The sequence below is a fragment of the Kineococcus xinjiangensis genome (genome assembly GCF_002934625.1).
Lineage (GTDB): Bacteria > Actinomycetota > Actinomycetes > Actinomycetales > Kineococcaceae > Kineococcus_A > Kineococcus_A xinjiangensis.
The window spans coordinates 44,509-69,946 of sequence record NZ_PTJD01000005.1 but is presented as its reverse complement, the minus strand read 5'-3'; the positions used below and the strand labels follow the sequence as shown (position 1 = coordinate 69,946).

Annotated in this window: 24 protein-coding genes and 4 tRNA genes; 7 read left to right on the top strand and 21 right to left on the bottom strand. The window is 74.6% G+C overall.

What is annotated here, in order from left to right; translation table 11 throughout:
• Positions 1-198 precede the first annotated feature (198 nt).
• The 10 genes from CLV92_RS08355 to pdxT form a co-directional block, all read right to left on the bottom strand.
• Positions 199-2,442 carry a RelA/SpoT family protein gene (locus CLV92_RS08355; RefSeq protein WP_211291005.1) on the bottom strand — a complete coding sequence of 748 codons (2,244 nt, stop codon included), beginning with the start codon at positions 2,440-2,442 and terminating at the stop codon, positions 199-201.
• Between the two features lie 309 nt (positions 2,443-2,751).
• Positions 2,752-3,309, bottom strand: coding sequence for an adenine phosphoribosyltransferase (locus CLV92_RS08350; RefSeq protein ID WP_104432552.1), 558 nt, complete (start codon positions 3,307-3,309; stop codon positions 2,752-2,754).
• 5 nt (positions 3,310-3,314) lie between these two features.
• Complete coding sequence (gene secF / locus CLV92_RS08345) at positions 3,315-4,316, bottom strand: protein translocase subunit SecF (protein WP_104432361.1); 1,002 nt, start codon at positions 4,314-4,316, stop codon at positions 3,315-3,317.
• A complete protein-coding gene (secD, locus tag CLV92_RS08340; RefSeq protein WP_104432360.1) occupies positions 4,316-6,250 on the bottom strand; it encodes a protein translocase subunit SecD in 1,935 nt (644 codons plus the stop codon). Before secD ends, secF begins: the two co-directional genes overlap by 1 nt.
• Before the next feature lie 166 nt (positions 6,251-6,416).
• Complete coding sequence (gene yajC / locus CLV92_RS08335) at positions 6,417-6,758, bottom strand: preprotein translocase subunit YajC (protein ID WP_104432359.1); 342 nt, start codon at positions 6,756-6,758, stop codon at positions 6,417-6,419.
• Between the two features lie 237 nt (positions 6,759-6,995).
• Positions 6,996-8,084 carry a Holliday junction branch migration DNA helicase RuvB gene (gene ruvB / locus CLV92_RS08330; protein WP_104432358.1) on the bottom strand — a complete coding sequence of 363 codons (1,089 nt, stop codon included), beginning with the start codon at positions 8,082-8,084 and terminating at the stop codon, positions 6,996-6,998.
• Between the two features lies 1 nt (position 8,085).
• On the bottom strand, positions 8,086-8,697 hold the full coding sequence (gene ruvA / locus CLV92_RS08325) for a Holliday junction branch migration protein RuvA (RefSeq protein WP_104432357.1): 612 nt from the start codon (positions 8,695-8,697) through the stop codon (positions 8,086-8,088).
• A gap of 150 nt (positions 8,698-8,847) precedes the next feature.
• A complete protein-coding gene (gene ruvC, locus CLV92_RS08320; RefSeq protein WP_104432356.1) occupies positions 8,848-9,420 on the bottom strand; it encodes a crossover junction endodeoxyribonuclease RuvC in 573 nt (190 codons plus the stop codon).
• Positions 9,421-9,470: 50 nt separating this feature from the next.
• Positions 9,471-10,232: a YebC/PmpR family DNA-binding transcriptional regulator gene (locus CLV92_RS08315; protein ID WP_104432355.1), complete on the bottom strand. Its 762-nt coding sequence runs from the start codon at positions 10,230-10,232 to the stop codon at positions 9,471-9,473.
• Between the two features lie 10 nt (positions 10,233-10,242).
• The gene (gene pdxT, locus CLV92_RS08310) at positions 10,243-10,878 is read right to left on the bottom strand and encodes a pyridoxal 5'-phosphate synthase glutaminase subunit PdxT (RefSeq protein ID WP_342762316.1); all 636 of its coding nucleotides are present in this window, start codon (positions 10,876-10,878) and stop codon (positions 10,243-10,245) included.
• A 137-nt stretch (positions 10,879-11,015) separates the two neighbouring features.
• Between pdxT and kynU the strand changes: the two genes are divergently transcribed.
• Complete coding sequence (gene kynU, locus CLV92_RS08305) at positions 11,016-12,290, top strand: kynureninase (protein ID WP_104432354.1); 1,275 nt, start codon at positions 11,016-11,018, stop codon at positions 12,288-12,290.
• Positions 12,291-12,342: 52 nt separating this feature from the next.
• Here kynU and CLV92_RS08300 read toward each other — a convergent pair whose 3' ends face one another.
• The 11 genes from CLV92_RS08300 to CLV92_RS08250 all read right to left on the bottom strand — a co-directional run bounded on the left by CLV92_RS08300 (position 12,343) and on the right by CLV92_RS08250 (position 21,460).
• A complete protein-coding gene (locus tag CLV92_RS08300) occupies positions 12,343-12,888 on the bottom strand; it encodes an NUDIX hydrolase (RefSeq protein WP_104432353.1) in 546 nt (181 codons plus the stop codon).
• Between the two features lie 16 nt (positions 12,889-12,904).
• Positions 12,905-13,843, bottom strand: coding sequence for a pyridoxal 5'-phosphate synthase lyase subunit PdxS (pdxS, locus tag CLV92_RS08295; RefSeq protein WP_425433566.1), 939 nt, complete (start codon positions 13,841-13,843; stop codon positions 12,905-12,907).
• 57 nt (positions 13,844-13,900) lie between these two features.
• A complete protein-coding gene (locus CLV92_RS08290; protein WP_211290979.1) occupies positions 13,901-14,590 on the bottom strand; it encodes a hypothetical protein in 690 nt (229 codons plus the stop codon).
• Positions 14,587-15,702: a glycosyltransferase family 4 protein gene (locus CLV92_RS08285; protein ID WP_104432352.1), complete on the bottom strand. Its 1,116-nt coding sequence runs from the start codon at positions 15,700-15,702 to the stop codon at positions 14,587-14,589. Before CLV92_RS08285 ends, CLV92_RS08290 begins: the two co-directional genes overlap by 4 nt.
• A complete protein-coding gene (locus CLV92_RS08280) occupies positions 15,699-16,679 on the bottom strand; it encodes a phosphatidylinositol mannoside acyltransferase (RefSeq protein WP_104432351.1) in 981 nt (326 codons plus the stop codon). Before CLV92_RS08280 ends, CLV92_RS08285 begins: the two co-directional genes overlap by 4 nt.
• Positions 16,679-17,311, bottom strand: coding sequence for a phosphatidylinositol phosphate synthase (gene pgsA, locus CLV92_RS08275; protein WP_104432350.1), 633 nt, complete (start codon positions 17,309-17,311; stop codon positions 16,679-16,681). Before pgsA ends, CLV92_RS08280 begins: the two co-directional genes overlap by 1 nt.
• Complete coding sequence (locus CLV92_RS08270; protein ID WP_104432349.1) at positions 17,311-17,913, bottom strand: HIT family protein; 603 nt, start codon at positions 17,911-17,913, stop codon at positions 17,311-17,313. Before CLV92_RS08270 ends, pgsA begins: the two co-directional genes overlap by 1 nt.
• Positions 17,913-19,931, bottom strand: a complete 2,019-nt coding sequence (gene thrS / locus CLV92_RS08265; protein WP_104432348.1) for a threonine--tRNA ligase — start codon at positions 19,929-19,931, stop codon at positions 17,913-17,915. The genes CLV92_RS08270 and thrS overlap by 1 nt, the downstream gene beginning before the upstream one ends.
• Before the next feature lie 144 nt (positions 19,932-20,075).
• Positions 20,076-20,663: an MOSC N-terminal beta barrel domain-containing protein gene (locus CLV92_RS08260; protein WP_104432347.1), complete on the bottom strand. Its 588-nt coding sequence runs from the start codon at positions 20,661-20,663 to the stop codon at positions 20,076-20,078.
• A 20-nt stretch (positions 20,664-20,683) separates the two neighbouring features.
• Positions 20,684-20,758 (bottom strand) — tRNA-Val (locus CLV92_RS08255).
• Between the two features lie 105 nt (positions 20,759-20,863).
• Positions 20,864-21,460, bottom strand: a complete 597-nt coding sequence (locus CLV92_RS08250; RefSeq protein ID WP_104432346.1) for a TIGR02611 family protein — start codon at positions 21,458-21,460, stop codon at positions 20,864-20,866.
• A gap of 160 nt (positions 21,461-21,620) precedes the next feature.
• Between CLV92_RS08250 and CLV92_RS08245 the strand changes: the two genes are divergently transcribed.
• The 6 genes from CLV92_RS08245 (at position 21,621) to nicT (ending at position 25,277) form a co-directional block, all read left to right on the top strand.
• Positions 21,621-22,040 carry an SsgA family sporulation/cell division regulator gene (locus CLV92_RS08245; protein WP_245886572.1) on the top strand — a complete coding sequence of 140 codons (420 nt, stop codon included), beginning with the start codon at positions 21,621-21,623 and terminating at the stop codon, positions 22,038-22,040.
• 120 nt (positions 22,041-22,160) lie between these two features.
• Positions 22,161-23,279, top strand: a complete 1,119-nt coding sequence (locus CLV92_RS08240) for an alpha-hydroxy acid oxidase (RefSeq protein WP_104432344.1) — start codon at positions 22,161-22,163, stop codon at positions 23,277-23,279.
• 149 nt (positions 23,280-23,428) lie between these two features.
• A tRNA-Gly gene (locus tag CLV92_RS08235) sits at positions 23,429-23,501 on the top strand.
• Between the two features lie 36 nt (positions 23,502-23,537).
• Positions 23,538-23,608: transfer RNA gene (locus tag CLV92_RS08230), tRNA-Cys, on the top strand.
• Between the two features lie 38 nt (positions 23,609-23,646).
• Positions 23,647-23,718, top strand: a tRNA-Val gene (locus CLV92_RS08225).
• A 413-nt stretch (positions 23,719-24,131) separates the two neighbouring features.
• Complete coding sequence (gene nicT / locus CLV92_RS08220; RefSeq protein WP_104432343.1) at positions 24,132-25,277, top strand: Nickel transporter NicT; 1,146 nt, start codon at positions 24,132-24,134, stop codon at positions 25,275-25,277.
• Positions 25,278-25,438: the final 161 nt, after the last annotated feature.

The following is a 25,438-nucleotide window of genomic DNA, read 5'->3' as shown; positions in this document are numbered from 1 at the left end:
GCGAGGTGCCGGACGTGGCGGAGGACCCACCGCCCGCGGGGGACGCGCCGCCCGGTCCACCACAGCCTGCGGTCACGACCGTGCACAACAGCAGCGCCGCGCCCGTCATGCCCCGGGGCGACGCGACCACCACCCGGACCGGGAGGCCGCGCCCCGCTGCGTCCATCACGCGCCCTGCGGAATCCCCCGCGTCCCGGCTCAGCCGCGGGGCTTGCCGGCCGTGACCCGGTAGGCGTCGAAGACCCCGTCGACCCGTCGCACCGCGTTGAGGACGTGCCCGAGGTGCTTCGGGTCGGCCATCTCGAACTGGAACTTCGAGATGGCCACCCGGTCCCTGCTCGTGCTCACCGTGGCGGACAGGATGTTGACGTGGTTGTCCGAGAGGACCCGGGTGACGTCGGAGAGCAGCCTGGCCCGGTCCAGCGCCTCCACCTGGATCTGCACCAGGAAGCACGTCGCCGACGTCGGCGCCCACTCCACCGGCACCAGCCGCTCCGGCTGCTGCCGCAGCACCTCGACGTTGTCGCAGTCCTCCCGGTGCACCGACACCCCGGCCCCGCGGGTGACGAAGCCGACGACCGGGTCACCCGGCACGGGCGTGCAGCACTTGGCGAGCTTCACCCACACGTCGGTCGCGCCGTTGACGAGGATGCCCGCGTCGCCGGTGCGGGTGCGCCGCGCCTGGCCCGGGGTGGTGGCCTCCGCCAGGTCCTCCTCGGCACCGGCCTCGCCACCGACGGCCGCGACCAGCTTCTCCACGACGCTCGCCGCCGAGACGTGGCCCTCGCCCACCGCCGCGTACAGCGACGAGACGTCCTGGTAGCGCATGTCCCGGGCCATGGTGAGCAGCGACTCGTGCGACATGAGCCGCTGCAGGGGCAGGTGCTGCTTGCGCATCGCCTTGGCGATGGAGTCCTTGCCCAGCTCGATGGCCTCCTCGCGGCGCTCCTTGGAGAACCACTGGCGGATCTTGTTGCGGGCGCGGGGGCTCTTGACGAAGGACAGCCAGTCCCGGCTCGGACCGGCGCCGTCGGCCTTGGACGTGAAGACCTCGACGAGGTCGCCGTTGTCGAGGGTGGACTCCAGCGGCACCAGGCGGCCGTTGACGCGGGCGCCCATCGTGCGGTGGCCGACCTCGGTGTGCACCGCGTAGGCGAAGTCCACCGGCGTCGACCCGGTCGGCAGCGCCACCACGTCGCCCTTGGGCGTGAAGACGAACACCTCGGCGGCGTTGATCTCGAAGCGCAGGGAGTCCAGGAACTCCCCCGGGTCGGACGTCTCCCGCTGCCAGTCGAGCACCTGGCGCAGCCACGACAGGTCGGTGGTGGAGTCGCCCTTGGGGCCCGCCACCTCGCCGGAGACGTTCGGGGCGTCCTTGTACTTCCAGTGCGCCGCGACGCCGTACTCCGCGCGCCGGTGCATCAGGTGGGTGCGGATCTGGATCTCCACGGGCTTGCCCTGCGGCCCGATCACCGTGGTGTGCAGCGACTGGTACATGTTGAACTTGGGCATCGCGATGTAGTCCTTGAACCGCCCCGGCACGGGGTTCCACCTCGCGTGCAGGGCGCCCAGGACCGCGTAGCAGTCGCGGACGGTGTCGACGAGGACGCGGACGCCGACGAGGTCGTAGATCTCCGCGAAGTCCCGGCCGCGGACGATCATCTTCTGGTAGATCGAGTAGTAGTGCTTCGGGCGCCCCGTCACGGTCGCCCGGATGCGGGCGGCGCGCAGGTCGGCGCTGACCTGGTCCCGCACGCCGGCGAGGTACTCCTCCCGGGCGGGGGCGCGCTCGGCCACCAGCCGGACGATCTCGTCGAAGCGCTTGGGGTAGACCGTCGCGAACGACAGGTCCTCCAGCTCCCACTTGATCGTGTTCATGCCCAGGCGGTGCGCGAGCGGGGCGTAGATCTCCAGCGTCTCGCGCGCCTTCTTCTCCGCCGAGGACGCGGAGACGTAGCGCCAGGTGCGGGCGTTGTGCAGGCGGTCGGCGAGCTTGATGACGAGGACGCGGATGTCCTTGGCCATCGCGACGACCATCTTGCGCACCGTCTCGGCCTGCGCGGCGTCGCCGTAGGTGACCTTGTCCAGCTTCGTGACGCCGTCGACGAGCATCGCGATCTCGTCGCCGAACTCCGACCGGAGCTGGTCGATGGTGTAGTCGGTGTCCTCGACGGTGTCGTGGAGGAGGGCCGCAGCCAGGGTGGGCGGGGTCATGCCGAGCTCGGCGAGGATCGTCGCCACGGCCACGGGGTGGGTGATGTACGGGTCGCCGCTCTTGCGCCGCTGCCCCTCGTGGGCCTTCTCCGCCCGCAGGTAGGCGCGCTCCACGACGCTGACGTCGGCCTTGGGGTGGGTGCTGCGCAGCGTGCGCAGCAGCGGCTCCAGCACAGGCGAGACCGTCGTCTGCCGCTGCTGGCCGAAGCGGGCGAGGCGGGAGAGCATCCGGCTCGCCGTCACGGGCCCCGCACCGGCGACCTCCGCGGCGCGCGCGGACTCGCGGCGGGCGGGTGGGGCGGGCACCACGGCGGGGTCGGACTGCGTGGCCTGCCCGAGGGCGGTGGCAGCGGAGGCGTGCGCGGACGCCCCGTCCTCGCTGCGGAACTCATCGGTCATGGACGCCCTCCTCGCACTTTCATCCAGTCTAGGTGGCGAGGAGCGATCACGAGGTCCGGACGCCGCCGGCGTGCCCCGGGTGGGTGCCGGGCCGCGTGCCCCGGACCGATGCCGGGCGGCCGGTGCCGGTCAGTGGGTTCAGGCGACAGCCGAGGTGGTGACGGGGACCACCCCCAGGCGTCCGCGGCCCCCGAGGAACGACAGCTCCAGCAGGACGTGCAGGCCCACGAGCTGCGCGCCGGCCTCGGTGAGCAGCTCGCACGCGGCCTGCGCCGTCCCGCCGGTGGCGAGCACGTCGTCGACCAGCAGCACCCGCTGCCCCGGCCGCACCACCTCCGGCTGCAGCTCCACGGATGCCGTGCCGTACTCCAGCGCGTAGTCGCGGCGCAGGGTCCGCCCCGGCAGCTTGCCCGCCTTGCGGACCGGCAGGAACCCGGCCCCCGCCGCCACCGCCGCCGGGGCCGCCAGGACGAAGCCGCGCGCCTCGATGCCGGCGACGAGGGTGGCCCCCGCCTCGCGGGCACGGCGGGCGACGTCCGTGACGACGGCTGCGAACGCGGCGGCGTCGGCCAGCAGCGGCGAGATGTCCTTGAACACCACCCCCGGCGTCGGCCAGTCGGGCACGTCCCGCACGAGGCGGGTGACCAGCTCGGCGATGTGCCCGTCCGGCCCGTCGGCCCCCGCCGGTCCTGCCAGCGCGCTCACGCCGGGGCGGGGGCGTCGCCGATGGGGGCTCCGGAGCGCTGGGCGGTGAGGCGCTCGGCGTGCTCGCGGATCGCGGGGTCGCGCCGGCGCAGGTCCACCAGCAGCGGCGTGGCGATGAAGATCGACGAGTACGTGCCGACGAGCATGCCGACGAAGAGGGCCAGCGCGATGTCGCGCAGGGTCCCCGCCCCCAGGATCAACGCACCGATGAAGAGGATCGCCGCGACCGGCAGCAGCGCCACCACCGAGGTGTTCACGGACCGCACCACCGTCTGGTTGACCGCCAGGTTGGCGGCCTCCCCGTACGTGTAGCGGTCGGACTTCGTGACGTTCTGCGTGTTCTCCCGGACCTTGTCGAACACGACGACCGTGTCGTAGAGGGAGTAGCCGAGGATCGTCAGGAAGCCGATCACGGAGGCCGGGGTGACCTCGAAGCCGACGAGGGCGTAGATGCCCGCGGTGATCAGGAGGTCGTGGACGAGGGCCACCATCGCCGCCACCGCCATCGCCCAGGTGCGGAAGTACAGCGCCAGCACGACGGCGACGAGCGCGAAGAACACCACCAGCGCGAGGAGCGCCTTGCTGGTGATGTCGGCACCCCAGCTCGGGCCGATGCTGGAGGAGGTCACGTCCTCCGGCTGCACGCTGTAGGCCTCCGCAAGGCTCGCCTTGACGGCGTCGAGCTCCTCGCTCGGCAGCTGCTCCAGCTGCACGCGCACGCTGCTGTCGTTCCCGCTGCCAACCTGGGTGATGAGCGGCACCTGGTCCACGACCTCGCCGACGGCCTCGCGGGCCTTGCCCGTGTCCTGGACGCCGCTGACCCGGAACTCCGAGCCCCCGGTGAACTCCAGCCCCGGGTGCAGCCCCGGGGTGATGAGGGCGATGAGGGAGCCGAGCATGAGGGCCGCGGCGATCAGGTACCAGGTGCGGCGGCGCCCGACGAAGTCGACGGACGTCTCACCGGTGAAGAGCCGGTTGCCGAGGTTCGCCATGCCCATCAGGCGTCGCTCCCTGCGTCGGTGCTGCTTTGAGCGCGCGCGGCGGCCCGGCGCGCGGCGATGGTCGTCTCCTGGGGCGGGCCGGCGCGGAGCGCGTGCCGGGCGACGACCGAGCCGAGGTGGACGGGGTCGAAGCCGGAGAGCTTGTGCCCGCCGCCGAAGAACTTCGTGCGCGCCATGAGCGCCACGATCGGGTGGGTGAAGAGGAAGACGACGACGACGTCGATGAGGGTCGTCACGCCGAGGGTGAAGGCGAAGCCCTGCACGTTGCCGACCGCGAGGACGAAGAGCACCACCGCGGAGAGCAGGTTGACGGCACCGGAGATCAGGATGGTGCGCCGTGCCCGGTGCCAGGCGACCTCGACGGCGGAGGTCAGCCCGCGGCCGCCGCGGATCTCGTCGCGGACGCGCTCGAAGAAGACGATGAACGAGTCGGCCGTGATGCCGATGGCGACGATGAGGCCGACGACGCCGGCGAGGCTCAGGCGGTAGCCCTGCAGCCAGCTCAGCAGCGCGATGACGCCGTAGGTCAGCAGCCCGGCGATGAGGAGGCTGCCGACGGTCACCAGGCCCAGGGCGCGGTACTGGATCAGCGAGTAGACGACGACCAGCGCGAGGCCGATGAGGCCGGCGATGAGGCCGTTGCGCAGCTGGTCCTGCCCGAGGGTCGCCGAGACCTGCTCCTCCGACTCCACCTCGAAGGACAGCGGCAGCGCGCCGAAGCGGAGCTGGCTGGCGAGGGTCTCGGTCTCCTCCTGCGTGAAGTCGCCCTCGATGCTCGCCAGGCCGCCGGGGATGGGGCCGGACAGGCGCGGGGCGGTGATCACGAGGCCGTCGAGGACGATGCCGAACTGGTTCTGCGGCGGGGGCAGCACGGAGAGGCGCTTGGTGATCTCCTCGAACGTCCGGCCGCCCTCGCCGGTGAAGTTCATCCGGACCTCCCAGCCACCGGTGGCCAGGCCCTGCTCGTTCTGCGCCTGGGCGGAGGACGCGCTGGAGATGGCGGTGCCGTCCAGCTCGACCGGGCCGAGGACGTACTTGGCGGTGCCCTCCTGGTTGCAGGTGACGAGCACCCGCTCCCGGTCGTCGAGGAAGCCGGGCTCGGGGTTCGAGCAGTCCAGGTCGGTGAGGATCTGCTGGACCTCGGGGGTCACCCACGCGAGGTCGCTGTTGTCCGTGGGCGGCGGGGTGGGCGTGGCCGTGGGCTGCGCCGGGCCCCCGGTGGGGCTGGGCGCGGGGGCCGGGGCCTCCGGCGCCGGCGCCTCGGTGGTGGGGACCTCGGTGGTGGGGCCCTCGGTGGGTTCGGTGACCGGGGCCTCCGGGGCCGGGGAGGGGGTCGCCGCGAGCAGGGCGCTCGGCACGACCGCGCCGTTGCCGCTCTGGGTCGGCGACGGGGTGGGCTCGGGTGCCGGCTCGGCGGGCACGGGCTCACCCGGCACGGGCTCCCCCGGCGCGGGCTCGGCGGGCGCGGGCTCCCCCGGCGCGGGCTCACCGGGTGCGGGCTCCCCCGGGGCCGGCTGCTCCAGCGACGGCTGCTCCGCCCCCGGCTCCTGCGGCAGCTCGATCGGCGCCTCGGTGGGAACCTCCAGGATCACCGGGCGGAACCGCAGCTGCGCGGACTGCTTGATGAGGTTGAGGGTCTCCCGGCTGGGCGTGCCCGGGATCGCCACGACGATGTTGCGCCCGCCCTGGACCTGGACCTGGGCCTCGCTCACACCGGTGGAGTTCACGCGGCGGCTGATGATGGCGACCGCGCGCTGCAGGTTCTCCTCCGTGACCTCCGCGCCGTTGGTGGCGCGCGGGGTCAGGATCACCTGGGTGCCGCCCTGGAGGTCGAGGGCGAGACCGGGCTTCCAGTCGGCCTCTCCCCAGCGGACCCCCGCGGCGAGCGACCCGAAGAGGATCGCGAGAAGGAGGCCCAGCACGACGAGCATGCGGCCGGGTCGGGAACGTCGGGGAGCTCTGCTGGGGGGCACGCCGTACCTCAGATCAGGGTGCGTCGCGGCCGGTGCGGCCGCTGCACGTCAGGAGTGACTGCTCGTCATCGATGCTGCCACATCTGCGACGGGCACCGGTCGAGCAGCCGGGACGGAACGGGGGTCAGGAGTGGGTGCTGCCGTCGCCGGAGCCGGCGGCCGGACCGCGCTTGCCCAGGTCCAGCCCTGCGGGGGTGGCACCGCCGAGCTGCGCGTCGGAGGTGGTGACGCGGGCGACGGCGCGGCGGTTCCAGCGGGTGCGGACGCCGGGGGCGATCTCGAGGACCATCTCCTCGCCCTCGATCGCGACGATGCGCCCGATGAGCCCGGAGGTCGTCATGACCTCGGCGCCGGGTCCGAGGCTGTTCTGCATCTCCAGCTGCGCCCGCTGCTGCTTGCGCGTGCGGGAGAACATGAAGAACAGCAGACCCATCATGAGCAGCAGGAAGATCAGCTGAGGGTCCACCAGGCACGTCCTTTCCTGCCGGTGACGACGATCACCCACCGGCGCGGCGCCGGCATCGGACCGGCTCGCTGGAGAACGGAGGGCACCGGGGTGCGGTTCCCTCCGCTCAGAGCTAGCGCCGCGCGCAGCGCAGCGGGGACGCAGTCTAGACAGGCCACCCGTTCGGCCCTTGCACCCGGCGACCAGCGTGTCTCCTCGGGCCGGCGGCGGACAGCAGCCGGCGGCCGGTCACCGACCTCAGGCCGGGTCGGCACCCCCGGCGCCGCGCCCCTCGTCGTCCGGCTGCAGGGCGAGCTGCCACGCACTGCCCCGCGGCGGGGTCAGGCCCAGGTGCGCCCACGTCTCCGGCAGCGCGACCCGCCCCCGCGGGGTGCGGCCCAGCAGGCCCTCCCGCACCAGGAAGGGCTCGGCGACCGTCTCCACGGTCTCCGCCTCCTCCCCCACGACGACGGCCAGCGTCGACAGCCCCACGGGGCCCCCGCCGAAGCGCCGGCACAGCGCCTCCAGCACCGCCCGGTCCAGGCGGTCCAGGCCGCGCTCGTCGACCTCGTAGACCTCCAGCGCGGCACGGGCGGCGCGGCGGTCGACGATGCCGCTGCCGCGGACCTGCGCCCAGTCCCGCACCCGCCGCAGGAGCCGGTTGGCGATGCGGGGCGTGCCCCGGGAGCGGCGCCCGATCTCCTCCGCCCCCTCCACCGTCAGCTGCACGCCCAGCAGCAGCGCCGAGCGCCGCAGCACCTGCACCAGCTCCGCCGGGGTGTAGAAGTCGAGGAAGCCGGTGAAGCCGAACCGGTCCCGCAGCGGCGCGGGCAGCAGACCGGCGCGGGTGGTGGCGCCGACGAGCGTGAAGCGCGGCAGCTCCAGGGGGATGGCGGTGGCGCCGGGGCCCTTGCCGACGATCACGTCGACGCGGAAGTCCTCCATCGCCATGTAGAGCAACTCCTCCGCCGGCCGGGCCATGCGGTGGACCTCGTCGATGAAGAGCACCTCACCCTCGTCGAGGGAGGACAGCACCGCGGCGAGGTCCCCGGCGTGCTGGATGGCCGGCCCGCTGGACTGGCGCAGCGGGGCGCCCATCTCCGCGGCCACGATCATCGCCAGCGTGGTCTTGCCGAGCCCGGGCGGGCCGGAGAAGAGGACGTGGTCGGCCGGCGCCCCGCGCTTCCTCGCAGCCGCCAGCACGAGCTGCAGCTGCTCGCGGACCACGGTCTGACCGACGAACTCGGTCAGGTCGTGCGGCCGCAGCGCCGACTCCGCGGCACGCTCCACGGCGTCCGCGCCGACGCCGACCACCCGCGGGCCGGCGCCCGGCGTCTCCCCGCTCACGTCAGGTCCTGCTCAGGTGGCGAAGGGCGGCGCGCAGAGCGGCAGGCACGTCGCCGCCACCGGGCACGGGGCCGTCGGGAGCGGTCACGGCGTCGACGGCGTCGCCGGCCTGCTTCGCGGCCCAACCGAGCCCCACGAGCGCCTCCACGACGTCGTCGCGCCAGGTCTCCTGCGCCCGCGGCGCGGGCACCGTCCCCGCGAGGTCCCCGAGGGGCGGGCCGAGCCGGTCACCGAGCTCGAGCACGATGCGCTGCGCTCCCTTGCGCCCGATGCCGGGAACCTTCACGAGGGCCGCGAGGTCCTCCTTCAGCACCGCGGCGCGCAGCCCGTCGGGGCGGTGCACGGCGAGCATCGCGAGCGCGAGCCGGGGCCCGACGCCCGAGACGCTCTGCAGCGTCTCGAACACCTCCCGCTCGTCGGCGTCCGTGAAGCCGTAGAGGGTGAGGGAGTCCTCGCGGACGACGAGGCTGGTGGCCAGCACGGCCTCCTCCCCCACCCGCAGGGGCGCCAGCGTCGCCGGTGCGGCGTGCATGAGCATGCCGACCCCGCCGACCTCGACCACCGCGGAGTCCAGCCGCACCGCGAGCACCCGCCCGCGCACCGACGCGATCACCCGTGCATCCTCCGCTCCCGACGACCCGCACCCCGGGCCGGCGGCCGCCGTCCCGAACAGGTGTACGACCACCGTAGCGACCGTCGCCGACACCGACGCCCGCGGACGCGCCGGGACGGCCCCGTCCGCGGCGGCTCGGAGAGGACGACGTCAGGAGCGGCGGCCCCGGGCCGCGCGCACCGCCTCGGCGTAGCCGTTGCGCCGGCCGGTGACGAGCGCGGCGTGCGCCGCCGCCTCCAGGCGCGTCGAGGCACCGCCGCGCCACAGGTGGCACAGCGCCAGGGCGAGGGCGTCGGTGGCGTCGGCGGGGCGCGGCGCCTCGGCGAGCCCGAGGATGCGCGTCACCATCGCCGCGACCTGGGCCTTCTCCGCACGGCCGTTGCCGCTGACGGCCGCCTTCACCTCGCTGGGGGTGTGCGTCGCCACGGGCAGCCCCCGCCGCGCGGCCGCCACGAGGACGAGGCCCGCGGCCTGGGCCGTGCCCATCACCGAGCGGACGTTGGCCTGGGCGAAGACGCGCTCGACGGCGACGACGTCGGGAGCGTGCTCGTCCAGCCACTCCTCCAGTCCCTCGCTGACGGCCAGCAGCCGCTGGGCGACCGGGTCGGCGGCGGGGGTGCGGACCACCCCGACGGCCACCATCGTCGCCCGGCTCCCGCCGGTGCCGTCGACGACCGCCAGTCCGCACCGGGTCAGGCCCGGGTCCACCGCCAGAACGCGCACGGCCCCACCCTCGCACGGGGCGAGGACGGGGCCGGGCGGACGGCTGCGCCTCAGGCGTCCTCGAGGGCCGCCATGACCTCGTCGGAGACGTCATAGTTGGCGTAGATGTTCTGCACGTCGTCGCAGTCGTCGAGGGCGTCGATCAGCCGGAACACCTTCGCCGCGCCGTCCGCGTCCAGCGGGACCTGCACGCTGGGCACGAAGCTGGCGTCGGCGGAGTCGTAGTCGATGCCGACGGCCTGCAGGGCCTCGCGGACCGCGACGAGGTCGGTCGCCTCGGAGACGACCTCGAAGGTGTCGCCCTGGTCGGTGACCTCCTCGGCGCCGGCGTCCAGCACCGCCATGAGGATGTCGTCCTCGGTGAGGTCGCTGCCCGCCTTGCCGATCACGACGACGCCCTTGCGGGAGAACATGTAGGCCACGCTGCCGGGGTCGGCGAGGCTGCCGCCGTTGCGCGACATCCGGGTGCGCACCTCCATGGCGGCGCGGTTCTTGTTGTCGGTGAGGCATTCCACGAGCATCGCGACGCCGCTGGGGCCGTAGCCCTCGTACATGATCGTCTGCCAGTCGGCGCCGCCGGCCTCGGCACCGGAGCCGCGCTTGACGGCGTTGTTGATGTTGTCGGCGGGGACGGAGGACTTCTTCGCCTTCTGGATGGCGTCGAAGAGGGTGGGATTGCCGGCCGGGTCGCCTCCGCCGGTGCGCGCGGCGACCTCGATGTTCTTGATGAGGCGGGCGAACATCTTGCCGCGCTTGGCGTCGATGACGGCCTTCTTGTGCTTGGTCGTCGCCCACTTGGAGTGGCCGGACATGGTCTTCCCCTCAGCTCGCGTGCGTCGCCTGGGCCCCTGCGGGGGATCCGTCCCCGCCCCGCGCCGCCACCAGGCGGACGAACGCCCGGTGCACGCGCGTGTCGCCCGTGATCTCCGGGTGGAAGGACGTGGCCATGAGGTTCCCCTGCCGAACGGCGACGATCCTACCCGCGGCGGGCCCGGACCCCACCCGGGCGAGCACGTCGACGCCCTCGCCGGCCTCCTCGACCCACGGTGCGCGGATGAACACCGCCCGCACGGGCCCGTCCTCCACGCCGCTCATCGGCAGGTCCTCCTCCCAGGAGTCGACCTGCCGGCCGAAGGCGTTGCGCCGGACGACGACGTCGAGGCCGCCCAGGGTGCGCTGCCCGGGCGCCGCCTCCACGAGCCGGTCGGCCAGCAGGATCATGCCCGCGCAGGAGCCGTAGGCGGGCAGCCCCGCGGCGATCGCCTCCCGCAGCGGTTCCCGCAGCCCGAACGTGGTCAGGAGGCGGTCCATCGTCGTGGACTCCCCGCCGGGCAGCACGATGCCGTCCACGGCGGCCAGCTCCTCCACCCGCCGCACCAGCACGGCCTCGGCGCCGCCGGCCTCCAGGGCGGCGAGGTGCTCGCGCACGTCGCCCTGCATCGCGAGCACGCCCACCACGGGGCGCGGGCGACGGGATCCGTCGTCGGCGGGGACGGGCTGGACGGTTCCGGTGGTGGACGGCGCGCTCACCCTGCTGAGGGTACGTCCGGCGAGCACGGGCCCGTCCCGCCCCGGCCCGGGGTTAGGGTCCGGACATGACCACCGCCGCCGCTGCCGGTGCCACCTCCCACGGATCCCCGGACCTCGGGGCCCGGGCCGCCGCCCTCGACGCGGGCTCCCTCGCCGGGCGCACCCGCGAGCGCTTCGACCTGCCCGCGGGCGTGACCTACCTGGACGGCAACTCCCTGGGCGCGCTGCCCCGGGCGGTGCCCGCCGCGGTCGCCGACGTGGTGGCGCGGCAGTGGGGCCGCGACCTCATCGCCTCGTGGAACGTCAACGGCTGGTGGGAGGCGCCCCTGCGGGTGGGCGACGCGGTGGGGGCCCTCGTGGGCGCCGCGCCGGGGCAGGTGGCGGTCACCGACTCCACGTCCGTGAACCTCTTCAAGTGCTACGTCGCCGCTGCCCGGCTGCGGCCCGGGCGCCGCGTCGTCGTGACGGACCCCGACTCCTTCCCCACCGACCTGCACGTCCTGCAGGGCGCCGCCCGCCTCGCGGAGCTCGAGGTCGTGCAGGTCCGGGTGCCGCAGGTGCCGCAGGTCCTCGCCGAGCGCGGCGCGGAGGTGGCGCTGGTGGCGGTGTCGGAGCTCGACTACCGCACGGGCGAGCGGTGGGACCTGCCCGCGCTCACGCGCGCCGCCCACGACGCCGGGGCGCTGGTGCTGTGGGACCTGTGCCACTCCGCGGGCGCGCTCGACGTCGCCCTCGACGCGGGCGGCGCGGACCTGGCCGTGGGCTGCGGCTACAAGTACCTCAACGGCGGGCCGGGCGCCCCGGCCTTCTGCTACGTCGCGCAGCGGCACCAGGCGGCGTTCGACTCCCCGCTGACCGGGTGGCAGGGGTCCGCGACGCCGTTCGCGATGGTAGGCGAGCACACGCCGGTCGAGGGGATCGGGCGGGTGCGGGTGGGCACGCCGCCGCTGCTGTCGATGCTGGCCATGGAGGCGGCGCTGACGGCCTTCGACGGCGTCTCCCCCGCGCAGCTGCGGGCGGCGGCGCTGTCGGTGACGGGCTTCTTCCTCGAGTGCGTGGAGTCGCTGCTGCCCGAGGTCGAGATCGCGACCCCGGCGGAGGACTCCCGCCGGGGGGCGCAGGTGTCGCTGCGGCACCCGCAGGCGTACGCGGTCGTGCAGGCCCTCATCGCGCGGGGCGTGGTCGGGGACTTCCGGGAACCGGACATCGTGCGGCTCGGGTTCGCGCCGCTGTACGTGACCCACGCCGACGCCCTGCGCGCGGCGCAGCAGCTGCGGGGGGTGCTGGACGCCGGGGAGCAGCACGAGCCCCGGTTCGCGGTGCGCGGCACGGTCACCTGACCGTCCCGGGACCGGGCGTGCCGCGACCGGGCACCCGTCGGGGTGGACGCGCTCAGTCGACCTGGAGCAGCCGCCCGTCCCAGCCGCGGCCGAGGCGCTCCACGTGCTCCGCCAGCGACGGCGGGTACACGTCGTCCGCGGTGACCGCGAGTTCGCCCGCGGCCCACCACCGGACGTCGTCGAGGGTGGCGCGCTCCAGGGCGGTCCAGCCGGCGCGGGACAGCCGCGGCGGGCTCGGCAGTCGCGCCAGGTAGAACAGCTCCTCCTGCCGGCAGCTGCGGCCGAGCCACTCGAAGACGGGCGCCCGCCGCAGCACGGGCCCGGTGAGCGCGGCGGGGGCCACGGCGATGCCGGTCTCCTCGGCCAGTTCCCGCGCGGCCGCCTCCGCCGGCGACTCCCCCGCGGCGATGCCGCCGCCGGGGGTGAACCACCAGCGCGAGCCGGGGACCGCGGGGTCACCGCCGCGGACCAGCAGCACGCGGCTCGCGCCGTCGAGGACGACGACGCGGGCCGCGCTGCGGGTGCGGGTGCCGTCGGCGGCCGTCGCCCACTCCGGACCGAGCGGGTCCTCCTCCGGAGCGGGCGCCGACGGCGTCACGGGCGGACGGGCGTGCTCACCAGCCGCGCTGGGCGAGGCGGTGCGGCTCGGGGATGGCGTCGACGTTGATGCCGACCATGGCCTCCCCGAGGCCGCGGGAGACCTTCGCCAGCACGTCGGGGTCGTCGTGGAAGGTGGTGGCCTTCACGATCGCCTCGGCGCGCTGGGCGGGGTTGCCGGACTTGAAGATGCCCGAGCCGACGAAGACGCCCTCGGCGCCGAGCTGCATCATCATCGCGGCGTCGGCCGGGGTGGCGATGCCGCCCGCGGTGAAGAGGACGACGGGCAGCGACCCGCGCTCCGCGACCTCCTTGACCAGCTCGTAGGGGGCCTGCAGCTCCTTGGCAGCGACGAACAGCTCGTCCGTGCTCATGGAGCGCAGGCGGTTGATCTCCGCGCGGATGGTGCGCATGTGCGTGGTGGCGTTGGACACGTCGCCGGTGCCCGCCTCGCCCTTGGAGCGGATCATCGCCGCGCCCTCGGTGATGCGCCGCAGCGCCTCGCCGAGGCCGGTGGCGCCGCACACGAACGGCACCGTGAAGCGGGCCTTGTCGATGTGGTGGGTGTAGTCGGCGGGGGTGAGGACCTCGGACTCGTCGATGTAGTCCACGCCGAGGGACTGCAGGATCTGCGCCTCGACGAAGTGCCCGATGCGGGCCTTGGCCATGACGGGGATCGAGACCGCCGCGATGATGCTCTCGATCATGTCGGGGTCGCTCATGCGGGCCACGCCGCCCTGGGCGCGGATGTCGGCGGGGACGCGCTCGAGGGCCATGACGGCCACCGCGCCGGCGTCCTCGGCGATGCGGGCCTGCTCGGCGGTGACCACGTCCATGATCACGCCGCCGCGCAGCTGCTGCGCCATGCCGCGCTTCACCAGGTCGGTGCCGACGACGGGGGCGCCGTGGCCCACCGTCCCCGGAGCGGGCGTCCCGTTGCTGGTCTCGGTGCTCACGTCGAACCTCACGCGTCTCGTCGGCTTCCCCGGTGATGAGCCCGGAGGAGTTCCAGTCTAGGAGCCCGGTCCGGCGTCCGGGTGCCGGTCGGACGGGCTCGTGCCCGGAGGGACCACGGTGGAGCCCGGGGCCGGGTCCGGGGCCGGGTCCGGGGCGGTGTCCCGGCGCCCGAGCGCCGCCGCGTCGTCGAAGTCGGCCGTGCGGGGCAGGCGGGCGTGCCCGGCCAGGTGCGCCCACCGGACGAGGCGCTTGGCGCGCAGCCGCCGGGCCTGCATGACCGCGTCGTTGTGGAAGCGGCGGGCCAGCTCGACCCGGCGCACGGCGCCGCGCGCGCGCCCGACGACGTCGGCCGCGTCCGGGCGCCCGCGGGCGTCGACCATCCCCGGTGCCAGCGCCGCGGTCAGCGCCTGGCTCAGGGCGGTCTCCACCCACCACCGCTCCTCGTCGCAGCGCTCCTGCTCCTCCCGGGTGCCCGGCCCCGGGTCCAGGGGGCCGGGACCGCGGGGGGCGTCGAGGGAGGCGGTGGCGGCGTCGGCGAGGAGCAGCGCCGTGGCCGGGTCGAGGAGGCCCGAGGTCGCCAGCTCCACCGCGGCGGAGGCGCGCCGGGCCAGCTCCGCGTCCAGGGAGGCTCGGCTGGTCTCCACCCGGTGGTGCAGCCGGTCCAGCCTGGCGGCGGTGGCGGTGAGGTACCAGGCGAGGAGGCAGCAGACCAGCAGGAGCAGCAGCGTCCACAGCAGCGGGGTCACGCCCGCCGCCCGGCGGTCACCGTCTCGTAGACGCGGAGGACGTCGGTCGCGACGGCCGCCCAGTCGTAGGTGCGGGCGGCGAGCTGCCCCGCGCGGGCGAGCCCGGCCCGGGCGGCGGGGTCGGCCAGCAGCTCCAGGACCGCCCCCGCGAGCGCGGCCGGGTCGCCGGGGGTGAACAGCCGGCCGTGCTCGCCGTCGCCGAGGACGCGGCGGAAGGCGCCCAGGTCGGAGGCGGCGACGGCGGTGCCGGCGCTCATCGCCTCCACCAGCACGATGCCGAAGCTCTCCGCGCCGGTGTGCGGTGCGACGTAGACGTCCGCGGAGCGCAGCAGCGCGGCCTTGGCGGGCTCGTCGAGCGGGCCGAGCAGCTCCACGGCGGCCGCGTCGGCGGGCGCGAGGGCGCGCACCGGTTCCGCGGCGCCGTGCCCGGCGACGAGGACGCGCACGCCCGGCACCGCCGCCCGCAGCCGCGGAAGGGCGGCGCACAGCACGTGCAGGCCCTTGCGCGGCTCGTCCAGGCGGCCGAGCAGCGCCAGCACCGGGGCCCCGGGGGTTCCCGTCCACTCCGGCCGGGGCGCGGCGGTCGCGAAGCGGCGCGTGTCGACGCCGTTGGGCACGACGACGGCGTCGCCGCCGATGTGCTCCACCACCGTGCGGCGGGCGTCCTCGCTGACCGCGATCCGGGCGGCGATCTTCTCCAGGCTCGGCCGCAGCAGCGGGTACGCCGCCTGCATGGCCCGCGAGCGCAGGTTGGCGGTGTGGAACGTGGCGACGACGGGGCAGGTCGCCGCCCACAGCGCGAGGAGGGACGTGCTCGGCGCGAGCGGCTCGTGGAGGTGGCAGACGTCGAAGCCGCCGTCGTCGAGCCAGCGCGCCACCCGGGCCGCGGCGACGGGCCCGAAGCGCAGGCGGGAGACGGAGCCGTTGTAGGGGACGGGCACGGCGCGCCCGGCGGAGACGACGAACGGGGGCAGCTCCGCCCCGTCCTCCGCGGGGGCGAGCACGCTGACGTGGTGGCCCGCGGCCCCGAGGTGCGCGGCGAGGTCCCGCACGTGCGCCTGCACGCCACCGGGCACGTCGAAGGAGTACGGGCAGACCAGCCCGACCCTCACCGGCGCCGGCCCACGTCGGCGCTGAAGACGGGCTGGAGCATGTGCCAGTCCTGCGGGTGCTCCGCGATGGTGGCCGCGAGGGCGTCTGCGCACGCCTGCGTCATCCGCCGCACGGCCTCCTCGCGCCCGGCCCGGCCGGGGACGGCGGGGGGCGGGACGACCTCGGCACCGAAGGTGATGACGATGCCGTGGCGGGCGCCGGTGCGGCGTCCCGCGGAGCCGGGGGGCAGCTCCTCGTAGTGGACGCCGATGGGCACGAGCGCCGCCCCGGTGACCAGCGCCAGGGCGGCGGGTCCGGCCGCCATCCGCGCCGGTTCGCCGAGCAGCGTGACCTCCACGCCGGTGGCACTGAGGTCGCGGTCCGCCAGCAGGGGCACGAAGGCCCCGGCGCGCAGGCGGCGCACGAGGATCCCGAACGTGGCCGGGTCCCCGTGCGGGAGCACCTCCATGCCGAGGCCGCGCCGGTAGGCGAGGAACTGCTCGTGCACCGCGACGGGCCTGAGGCGCTCCGCGACCGTGACGACCGGCGCGAGGCGCGCCTGCGACCAGGCGCCGGCGTGGTCCCAGTTGCCGAGGTGGCCGAGCACCCCGACGACCCCGCGACCGGAGGCGAGGGCGGCGCGCACCGGTTCCTCCCCCACCGTTCGCACCGTCTCCGCCACCCGCGCCGCGCTCCAGGAGGGCAGGCGGAAGGCGTCGCACCAGTAGCGGGCGTAGGAGCGCATGCCCGCCGCGACGAGAGCGTCGAGCGCGGCACCGTTCGCGGCGGGCGCGGCGCGGGACAGGTTGGCCCGCAATTGCGCCACGCCCGCACCCCCGCGCCGGGTCGCGGCGTCGGCGGCGACCCGGAAGAGCGCCTGCGCGCCGCGCTCCGGCAGCAGGCGGGTGAGGCGCCAGCCGGTGCGGAAGCCGGCCACCACGAGCGCCTCCCGCGCGGCGCGGGCGTCGGGGAGGTGGCGCGTGCCCGCGCGCGGCATCAGGTCCCGGCCGGACGCCCGGCCGCCGCGTGGGCCTGCCTGTGGACCATCGCGATCCGCTGCCCCACCGTGATCGCGCTGGCCGCGGCGAGCAGCGCCAGGACGACGCTCAGGACGGTCGCGGGCAGGTCGAGCAGTCCGGTGAACCCGGCGGTGACGAGCACGACCACGAGCCGCTCGGCGCGCTCGGCGATGCCCACGTCGGCGCGCAGGCCCAGTCCCTCGGCGCGGGCGCGGGCGTAGGAGACCAGGTTGCCCAGGACGAGGCACAGCACGGCCAGGGCCGCCGTCGTCACCGAGTCGCCGCCGCGCGCGTACCAGGCCGCGAGACCGGCGAAGATCGCCGCGTCCCCGACGCGGTCGAGGGTGGAGTCCAGGAACGCGCCCCACGTCCCGCCGCGTCCCGACAGCCGCGCCATGATGCCGTCGACGTTGTCGGAGAAGACGAACGCGGTGATGAAGAGGGTGCCCCACAGCAGCTCACCGCGCGGGTAGAAGAGCAGCGCTCCCGCGACCACCCCCAGGGTCCCGGCGACGGTGACCGCGTCGGGGCTGACGCCCAGCCGCAGCAGGAACCGGGCGACCGGCTCGAGGATGCGGGTGACCGTGGCGCGGGCGAAGCGGTTGAGCATCAGGTCGTCCCGTTCCCGTCGGTGTCCCCCGGCCAGGCCTGCGCGAGCCGGCGCCGGGTGTCCTCCAGCAGCTCCGGCAGCGCCTTCGTGCGCCCCACGACCGGCAGGAAGTTCGCATCCCCCTGCCAGCGCGGCACGACGTGCTGGTGCAGGTGCGCGGCGATGCCCGCCCCCGCCACGGCGCCCTGGTTCATGCCCACGTTGAACCCGGCGGGGGCGGAGGCGGCGGTGAGCGTCCGGAGCGCGGCCAGCGTCAGCTGCGTGAACTCGGCCAGCTCCTCGGCGGTGAGGTCGACGTAGAGGGAGACGTGCCGGTAGGGACAGATCAGCAGGTGGCCGGGGTTGTAGGGGAAGAGGTTCATCACGACGAAGCACGTCTCGCCGCGGTGGACGACCAGCCCCTCGGCGTCGTCGATCGTGCGGGCGCGGCAGAAGGGGCACTGCTGCGCGTCGTCGGGGTCGCTGGGCTTGCTCTCGCCCTTGATGTAGGCCAGGCGGTGCGGCGTCCACAGCCGCTCGAAGCCGTCGGCCTCCCCTGCCAGCGCGCCCGCCGGCTCCACGTGCGGGCCGGCGGGCCCCTGGTGCTCTGGAACGACGGGCATCAGACCTGCGCGTGGGTCTCGACGGCCTCGACGATGCGGCGCACGGCCTCGTCGACCCCGATGCCGTTGTCCTGGCTACCGTCGCGGAAGCGGAACGACACCGCGCCGTTGGCGACGTCCTCCTCCCCGGCGATGAGCAGGAAGGGCACCTTCTGCTTGGTCCAGGTGCGGATCTTCTTGGGCATGCGGTCGTCGGAGGCGTCGACCTCCACGCGGATGCGGTGTTCGCGCAGCTTGGCGGCCACCTGCTGCAGGTGCTCGACGTGGGCGTCGGAGACGGGGATCCCGACGACCTGGACGGGCGCCAGCCACGGCGGGAACACCCCGGCGTAGTGCTCGGTGAGGACGCCGAAGAACCGCTCGATCGAGCCGAACAGCGCCCGGTGGATCATGACCGGCCGCTGCTTGGTGCCGTCGGGGGCGGTGTACTCCAGGTCGAAGCGCTCGGGGAGGTTGAAGTCGAGCTGGATGGTGGACATCTGCCAGGTGCGCCCGATGGCGTCGCGGGCCTGGACGGAGATCTTCGGCCCGTAGAACGCGGCGCCGCCCGGGTCGGGGACCAGCTCCAGCCCGGAGGCGGCGGCGACCTCCTCCAGGGTGCGGGTGGCCTCCTCCCACACCTCGTCCGAGCCGACGTACTTCTCGGGGTCCTTGGTGGACAGCTCGAGGTAGAAGTCCTGCAGGCCGTAGTCGCGCAGCAGGCCGAGCACGAACTCCAGGACCCCGGTGAGCTCGGCGTGCATCTGCTCGCGGGTGCAGTAGATGTGTGCGTCGTCCTGGGTCATGCCGCGCACACGGGTCAGGCCGTGCACCACGCCGCTCTTCTCGTAGCGGTAGACCGTCCCGAACTCGAAGAGCCGCAGCGGCAGCTCCCGGTAGGAGCGCCCGCGGGAGCGGAAGATCAGGTTGTGCATGGGGCAGTTCATCGGCTTGAGGTAGTAGTCCTGCCCGGGCTTGCGGACCTCCCCGTCGGCGCCGAGCTCTGCGTCGAGGTGCATCGCCGGGAACATGCCCTCGCGGTACCAGTCGAGGTGGCCGGAGACCTGGAACAGGTTCCCCTTGGTGATGTGCGGGGAGTACACGAACTCGTAGCCGCCGCGCTCGTGGCGCTCACGGGAGTAGTCCTCCATCGCCTTGCGGATGACGCCGCCGCGGGGGTGGAAGACCGCCAGGCCGGAGCCGATCTCGTCCGGGAACGAGAACAGGTCCAGCTCGCTGCCGAGGCGGCGGTGGTCGCGGCGCTCGGCCTCGGCGAGGCGCTCCTGGTAGGCCTTCAGCTCGTCCTTGCTCGGCCAGGCCGTGCCGTAGAGCCGCTGCAGCTGGGGGTTCTTCTCGCTGCCCCGCCAGTAGGCGGCGGCGCTGCGGGTGAGGGCGAAGCCGTTGCCGAGGAGGCGGGTGGTCGGCACGTGCGGGCCGCGGCAGAGGTCCTTCCACGCCACGGAGCCGTCGCGGCGCAGGTTGTCGTAGATCGTCAGCTCGCCGGCGCCGACCTCGACGGAGGCGCCCTCGGCGGCGTCGGCCGCACCGGAGCCCTTCAGGCCGATGAGCTCCAGCTTGTAGGGCTCACCGGCGAGCTCCTCGCGGGCCTCGTCGTCGCTGACGGCGCGACGGCGGAAGCCCTGCCCCTCCTTCACGATGCGCTGCATCGTCTTCTCGAGGGTCTTGAGGTCCTCGGGGGTGAAGGGGCGCTCGACGTCGAAGTCGTAGTAGAAGCCGTCGCGCACGGGCGGGCCGATGCCGAGCTTGGCCTCGGGGAAGTGCTGCTGGACGGCCTGGGCGAGCACGTGCGCCGCGGAGTGGCGCAGGACGGAGAGCCCGTCGGGATCTCCGACGCGGACGGGCTCGACCTCGTCGCCGTCGGCGAGGACGTGGTCGAGGTCGCGCAGCTCGCCGTTGACGCGGGCGACGACGATGTCGCGGTCCTCGGGGTGCTGCCCCGCGAGGAGGGCGCCCGCCGTCGTGCCGTCCTCGACCTGGTGCTCGGAGCCGGACGCGGTGACGGTGAGGTGCGCGGGCACGGGAGAGCCTCCGGGGCCTGGAACGGGAAGCGGGCGGGCCGCTCGGTGCCCGCGGAGGCGGGCACTTCCGGCGATGCTATCGAGCGCCGCAGCGGTCGGGCCCGGGTGCGGGCCAGGTGCGGGTCCGGAGGAGGCGGGCGGGGCTCAGGCGCCGGGCAGGTCCAGCTCGACCGCCTGCCCGGCGCGCACCCGCCCGGGCCGCAGCACGGCGGCGTAGATCCCGGCGCAGTGGCGCGGGGCGTCCCCGAGGAGGAGCGCCGCGTCGCCCAGGCGCAGGACGGCGCCGCGCAGGCCCTCCGGGGCCGGGGCTCCCGGCACGGAGGCGACGAGGTTGGCGCGGGGGTCGTCGCTGCCGCAGGCGGCGTCCGCGGCGGGGTCGAGGAGGACGTGCACGGCGGCGACCTCCCTGGCCCCACCGGGCTGGGGGGCAACGCGCAGCGGACCGGCCGCGGGGCCGAGGATCCCGGCGAGCGCGGGGCCGGCCTCGGTGACCGGCAGCGGGGGGCTCCCCGGCAGCAGGATCTCGGGGCAGGTGTCGCCGGCGCGGGCGACGAGCGCGCGCAGCAGGGGGTGCTCCTTGGCCCGCAGGGCCCGGCCGGAGGTGTCGACGACCGCCCAGCCGCGGTCGCCGTGCAGGCCGTCGGGGCCGATGTCGGCCTCGTCGACGGGGGCGCCGTCCAGGGACTTCACGGGGAAGGTGCGGATCTGCAGGAGGGTCCCGGAGAGGGGCATGCGCGCTCCTGGTGTCGTGCTGGTGGGCGATACTGGGATCGAACCAGTGACCCCCTCGGTGTGAACGAGGTGCTCTCCCGCTGAGCTAATCGCCCGGTGCGACGCGTCCGACGAGCGTCGGCCGCAACCGGCAGGAGCAACCATACCCGGTCCCCCGGGGTGCTCACGACCGGGTTCCGCTTCCGTCCCCGGAAGGGGCGTCAGTCCAGGCCGGGCAGGAGCACGAGGGAGGCCGAGACGTCCTCGGGGACCCAGGTGGGCACCCCCTGCCAGGCGAGCCAGCCCCATGCGAGCGAGAGCAGGAGGGTCGCCGTGGTGGCCCCGAGCGCGATCCGGATCGACCAGGAGCGCTCGGCGACCCAGCTCGCCCAGGCGTGCACGTGGCGGCGGACCCACAGGTGCGTGCGCCGGGCCCAGTGGAACTCCGAGCCGAGGACCGCCAGGCCGATGAGGACGACGAGCCACCCGGGCCCCGGCAGGGGCACGAGGACGAGCCCGAGGGCGGTGATGCAGGTGCCGATGAGCGCCACCGCCACGCGCCAGAGGTGGTTCATGCGGGCGTCGGCGCGGATCTGCTCGCGCCGGGCGTGCAGCGCAGCGCGCCAGCGGCGCGGTCGGGGCGCGACGCGCGCGACCGCGCGCTGCGGAGCCGAGCGCGGTGCGGGCCGCTCCGCGGCCGGACCGGCGGCGCCCCCCTGCGGCGCGAGCGGCGGCACCTCCGGAGCCGGCACGACGCCGCCCGTCCCGGCGGCCTCCGCGCACCGGCGCGGGGCGGAGGTGCCGCCGGCATGGTCCATGTCCCCAGGGTAGGTCAGCGATCGGCCCCGATCAGGTCGGACGCATGCCAGGATGCGCGGATCAGGTGATGTTTCACCGCCCCTTGCGGGGGGAATCTGGTCGGCACGGTCGCCGCAGCCCGTCGGCGCCCACGGATCATGGGAGGCCGACGTGCCCTCGTTGCCCCACAGGAAGACAGAGGTCGACGTCGACGTGTCGCTGCGGCTGCGGACCGCCGGCGGGGCCGCCGTGCCCGTACCGGCGAGCCTGCACTACGGCGCCGACGACCCCTATGCCATCCACGCGGTCTTCCACGGCGGCGACGCCGACGTGGAATGGGTGTTCGCCCGCGACCTGCTGCGCGAGGGCATGGTCCGCCCCACCGGCTCCGGGGACGTGCAGGTGCAGCCGTGCGCGGACTCGCTCGAGGGCTTCCCCCGCGTGCTGCTGCGGCTGTCCTCGCCGGACGGCAACGCCGAGCTCGAGGCCGACGAGGCGGACGTGCGCCGCTTCCTGCGCCGCGCCGACGCCCTCGTGCCCCCGGGCAGCGAGACCCGCCACCTCGACCTCGACGAGCTGGTGGCGCGACTCGTCTCCTGATCGCGCGGCCCGGGTCAGCGCCGCGGCGCTGACCCGGGCGGGTGATCCCAGGACGGACCCCGGTCCCCGGTGCGGCGCTCGCCGCCCCGGGGACCTTCCGCATCTGGTAGTCCATCAGGCATGACGGAAACCCCCGCCGCGCGCGTCGAGCCCATCCCCGATCCGGCCCTGAACGTCAAGGAGCTGCGCCAGCACGCCCTCGGGCGCCTGCGCGCCGGCGCGTTCGGGCAGGAGATGTGGGACTACCTCGAGGGCGGCAGCGGCGACGAGCGCAGCCTCGCCTGGAACGAGGAGGCGTGGGCCGCGATGCGGCTGGCCCCGCACTGCCTGATGGGCGTCGACGGCATCGACACCACCACCGAGGTGCTCGGGCAGCGGCTGAGCACGCCGATCGGGCTGTCGCCCGCGGCCAGCCACCGGATCTGGCACCCGGACGGGGAGCTGGGCGTGGTCGGCGCCGCGGGCGAGGCTGGTGCGCTGTACGTGCAGAGCACCCTGGGGACGACCTCGATGGAGGACGTGGCCGCCGCGGCGACCGCGCCGGTGTGGTTCCAGCTCTACGTGCGCCGGGACCGGGAGCTGACGGCAAGCCTGGCCCGCCGGGCGGCGGCGTCGGGCTACACGGCCCTGGTGGTCACGGTCGACACCCCCGTCCTGGGTGCGCGCGACACCGACCGCCGTCGCAGCGTGCGACTGCCGAAGGGCATGACCTTCGCCAACCTGCCGGCTCTGACGCCCCGCAAGGAGGACGACCTCCCCGCCCACCGCCGCGTCTACGTCGAGCGCCTGGACCCGACGCTGACCTGGAAGGACATCACCTGGCTGGCGGGGCTGACGGACCTGCCGGTCGTGGTCAAGGGCGTCATGCGCCCCGACGACGCCTCGCGCGCGGTCGACCACGGGGCGGCGGCGGTGTGGGTCTCCAACCACGGTGCGCGCAACCTCGACACGGTGGTCCCGACGGCGGTGGCGCTGCCCGCGGTGGCCGCCGAGGTGGGCGGGCGCGTCCCGGTGCTCGTGGACTCCGGCATCCGGCGCGGCACCGACGTGCTCAAGGCGCTGTGCCTGGGGGCGGACGCAGTCTTCGTGGGGCGGCCCTACCTGTGGGGCCTCGCCGCCGCGGGCCGCGAGGGCGCCCTGGCCGCGATCCACATGCTCGACACGGAGCTGCGGATGGCGATGGGGCTCTGCGGTGCGCGAGAGCTCTCGGCGCTGACCCCGGACCTCATCTGGCGCTGAGCGCACGGGCCGGGGCCCCTCGTGCGGCCGGCGATCGGGCGGCGCGAGGGCCCCGGCAGGGGGGCGGTTGGACCGCACCCCTGCACGTCGGCTAATGTTCTTCTCGCCCCCGGGGGAACGGAACGAAAGATCCGGTCCACCGAGTGCATGCGGACGTAGCGCAGTTGGTAGCGCATCACCTTGCCAAGGTGAGGGTCGCGGGTTCGAGTCCCGTCGTCCGCTCGGAGGCACGAGCTTCTGAGGCAACAGCCTCGATACGGTGGAGTGGCCGAGAGGCGAGGCAACGGCCTGCAAAGCCGTGTACACGGGTTCGAATCCCGTCTCCACCTCGGCCGGCACCCCGTAGCAGGTGCCTCCCCGGGAACCCGGGCGATTGGCGCAGCGGTAGCGCGCTTCCCTGACACGGAAGAGGTCACTGGTTCGATCCCAGTATCGCCCACGCACGTCACAGCAGATCAGAGGCCCGCTCCCCCACCGGGGAGCGGGCCTCTTGCATTGCTTCGTGAGACCCGGCGCCGGCTCCTCGGGGCTCCGTCGCCACCGGGCGCTGCGCCCTGCCCCGAGGACCCGGCTCCCCGCGGCATCCTCCCGGGCCGGCGGGACCGCGGAGGCGAGTTCGGCCCGCTCGCCGTCCACGAGGCCACGCCCGCCCCAGCGGTCCCTGCCCGCTGCGCCGACGCTTGGAGGGAACAGCGGACCGGGCGAGGCGGCAGCGACGGGCTGGTGAGCGCTTCTTCTTGCCCGGCTCTGCTTGCTGCGACTAAGTTGCAAAAACGTAGCCGTCGGTCGAGGGCGACCCCAGGTCCGTGGTGGCCGCCCTTCTCCGCTCACCACGAGGACGCCTGAGAGCCCATGACCTCTGACACCTCAGCAAGAACCGGGGCGCCCCTCGCCCGAGGACGGCATCGGGCGGCGTTCACCGCAGGCGAGTGGCGCTCGATCGCCGGCATGGCCGGGTTCATCCTCCTCCTGCACGTCGTCGGGTGGGGGGTCCTGCTCCTCGCCGTGGCGCCCCGCAACTACGCACTGGGGACCACGGGCGTCCTGGGCGCGGGCGTCGGCCTGACCGCCTACATGCTCGGTGTGCGGCACGCCTTCGACGCCGACCACATCGCCTCGATCGACAACACGACCCGCAAGCTGGTCGGTGAGGGCAAGCCGTCGGTGAGTGCCGGCTTCTGGTTCTCCCTCGGTCATTCCTCGGTCGTCTTCGGCGCGAGCCTGCTCCTGGCGCTCGGGGTCCGCTCGGTCGCCGGGGTCGTCCAGGACGAGGGCTCGCAGGTCGGGCAGCTCCTCGGTTTGATCGGCACGTTCGTCGCCGGCGCCTTCCTCGTGATCATCGGGCTCGTGAACCTCGTCGCGGTCTTCGGCATCGCCCGGGTGTTCCGCCGGATGCGCACCGGGGAGTACGACGAGGTGCAACTGGAGCAGCACCTCAACAACCGCGGCTTCCTGGCACGGCTCCTGGGGCGCGTGACGAAGCGCGTCAGCCGCGCCTGGCACCTCTACCCGGTCGGTCTGCTGATGGGGCTGGGCTTCGACACCGCGAGCCAGGTCGCGCTGCTGGTGCTCGCCGCGGGCTCCGCGGCCTTCGTCCTGCCGTGGTACGCCATCCTCGTCCTGCCCGTGCTCTTCGCGGCGGGCATGAGCCTGTTCGACGCCGCCGACGGCGTCTTCATGTCGCGTGCCTACGGGTGGGCCTTCCTGCACCCGGTGCGGAAGGTCTTCTACAGCCTCACCGTGACCGTCCTGTCCGTCGTCGTCGCCCTGGTCGTCGGGGTCGTGGTCCTCGTCGGGCTCCTCACCGAACGTCTCGGCATCGAGACCGGACCGCTGCCGTGGCTCGCGTCGCTGGACCTCGCGTTCGTCGGGTTCGGTGTCGTCGGGCTGTTCGTCCTCATCTGGGGCGCGGCCCTGGCGGTGTGGCGGTTCGGCCGCATCGAGGAGAAGTGGTCGGGCGTCAGCCGGCGCGACGACGCCGCACCCGCCACGGAGTAGTCCGCCCAGGTCACCGGAGCGCGGCGCCGATTCGGCGCCGGGGACGACGGCCGGCGCCCGGCCGGGGCGGCGGGAGAACTGCGGCTCGACAGCCCGCGACACGCACGTGACACGAGTGATATACACGGAGTCGCGGCGTGCGGTTGACCGGACCGTGGCGC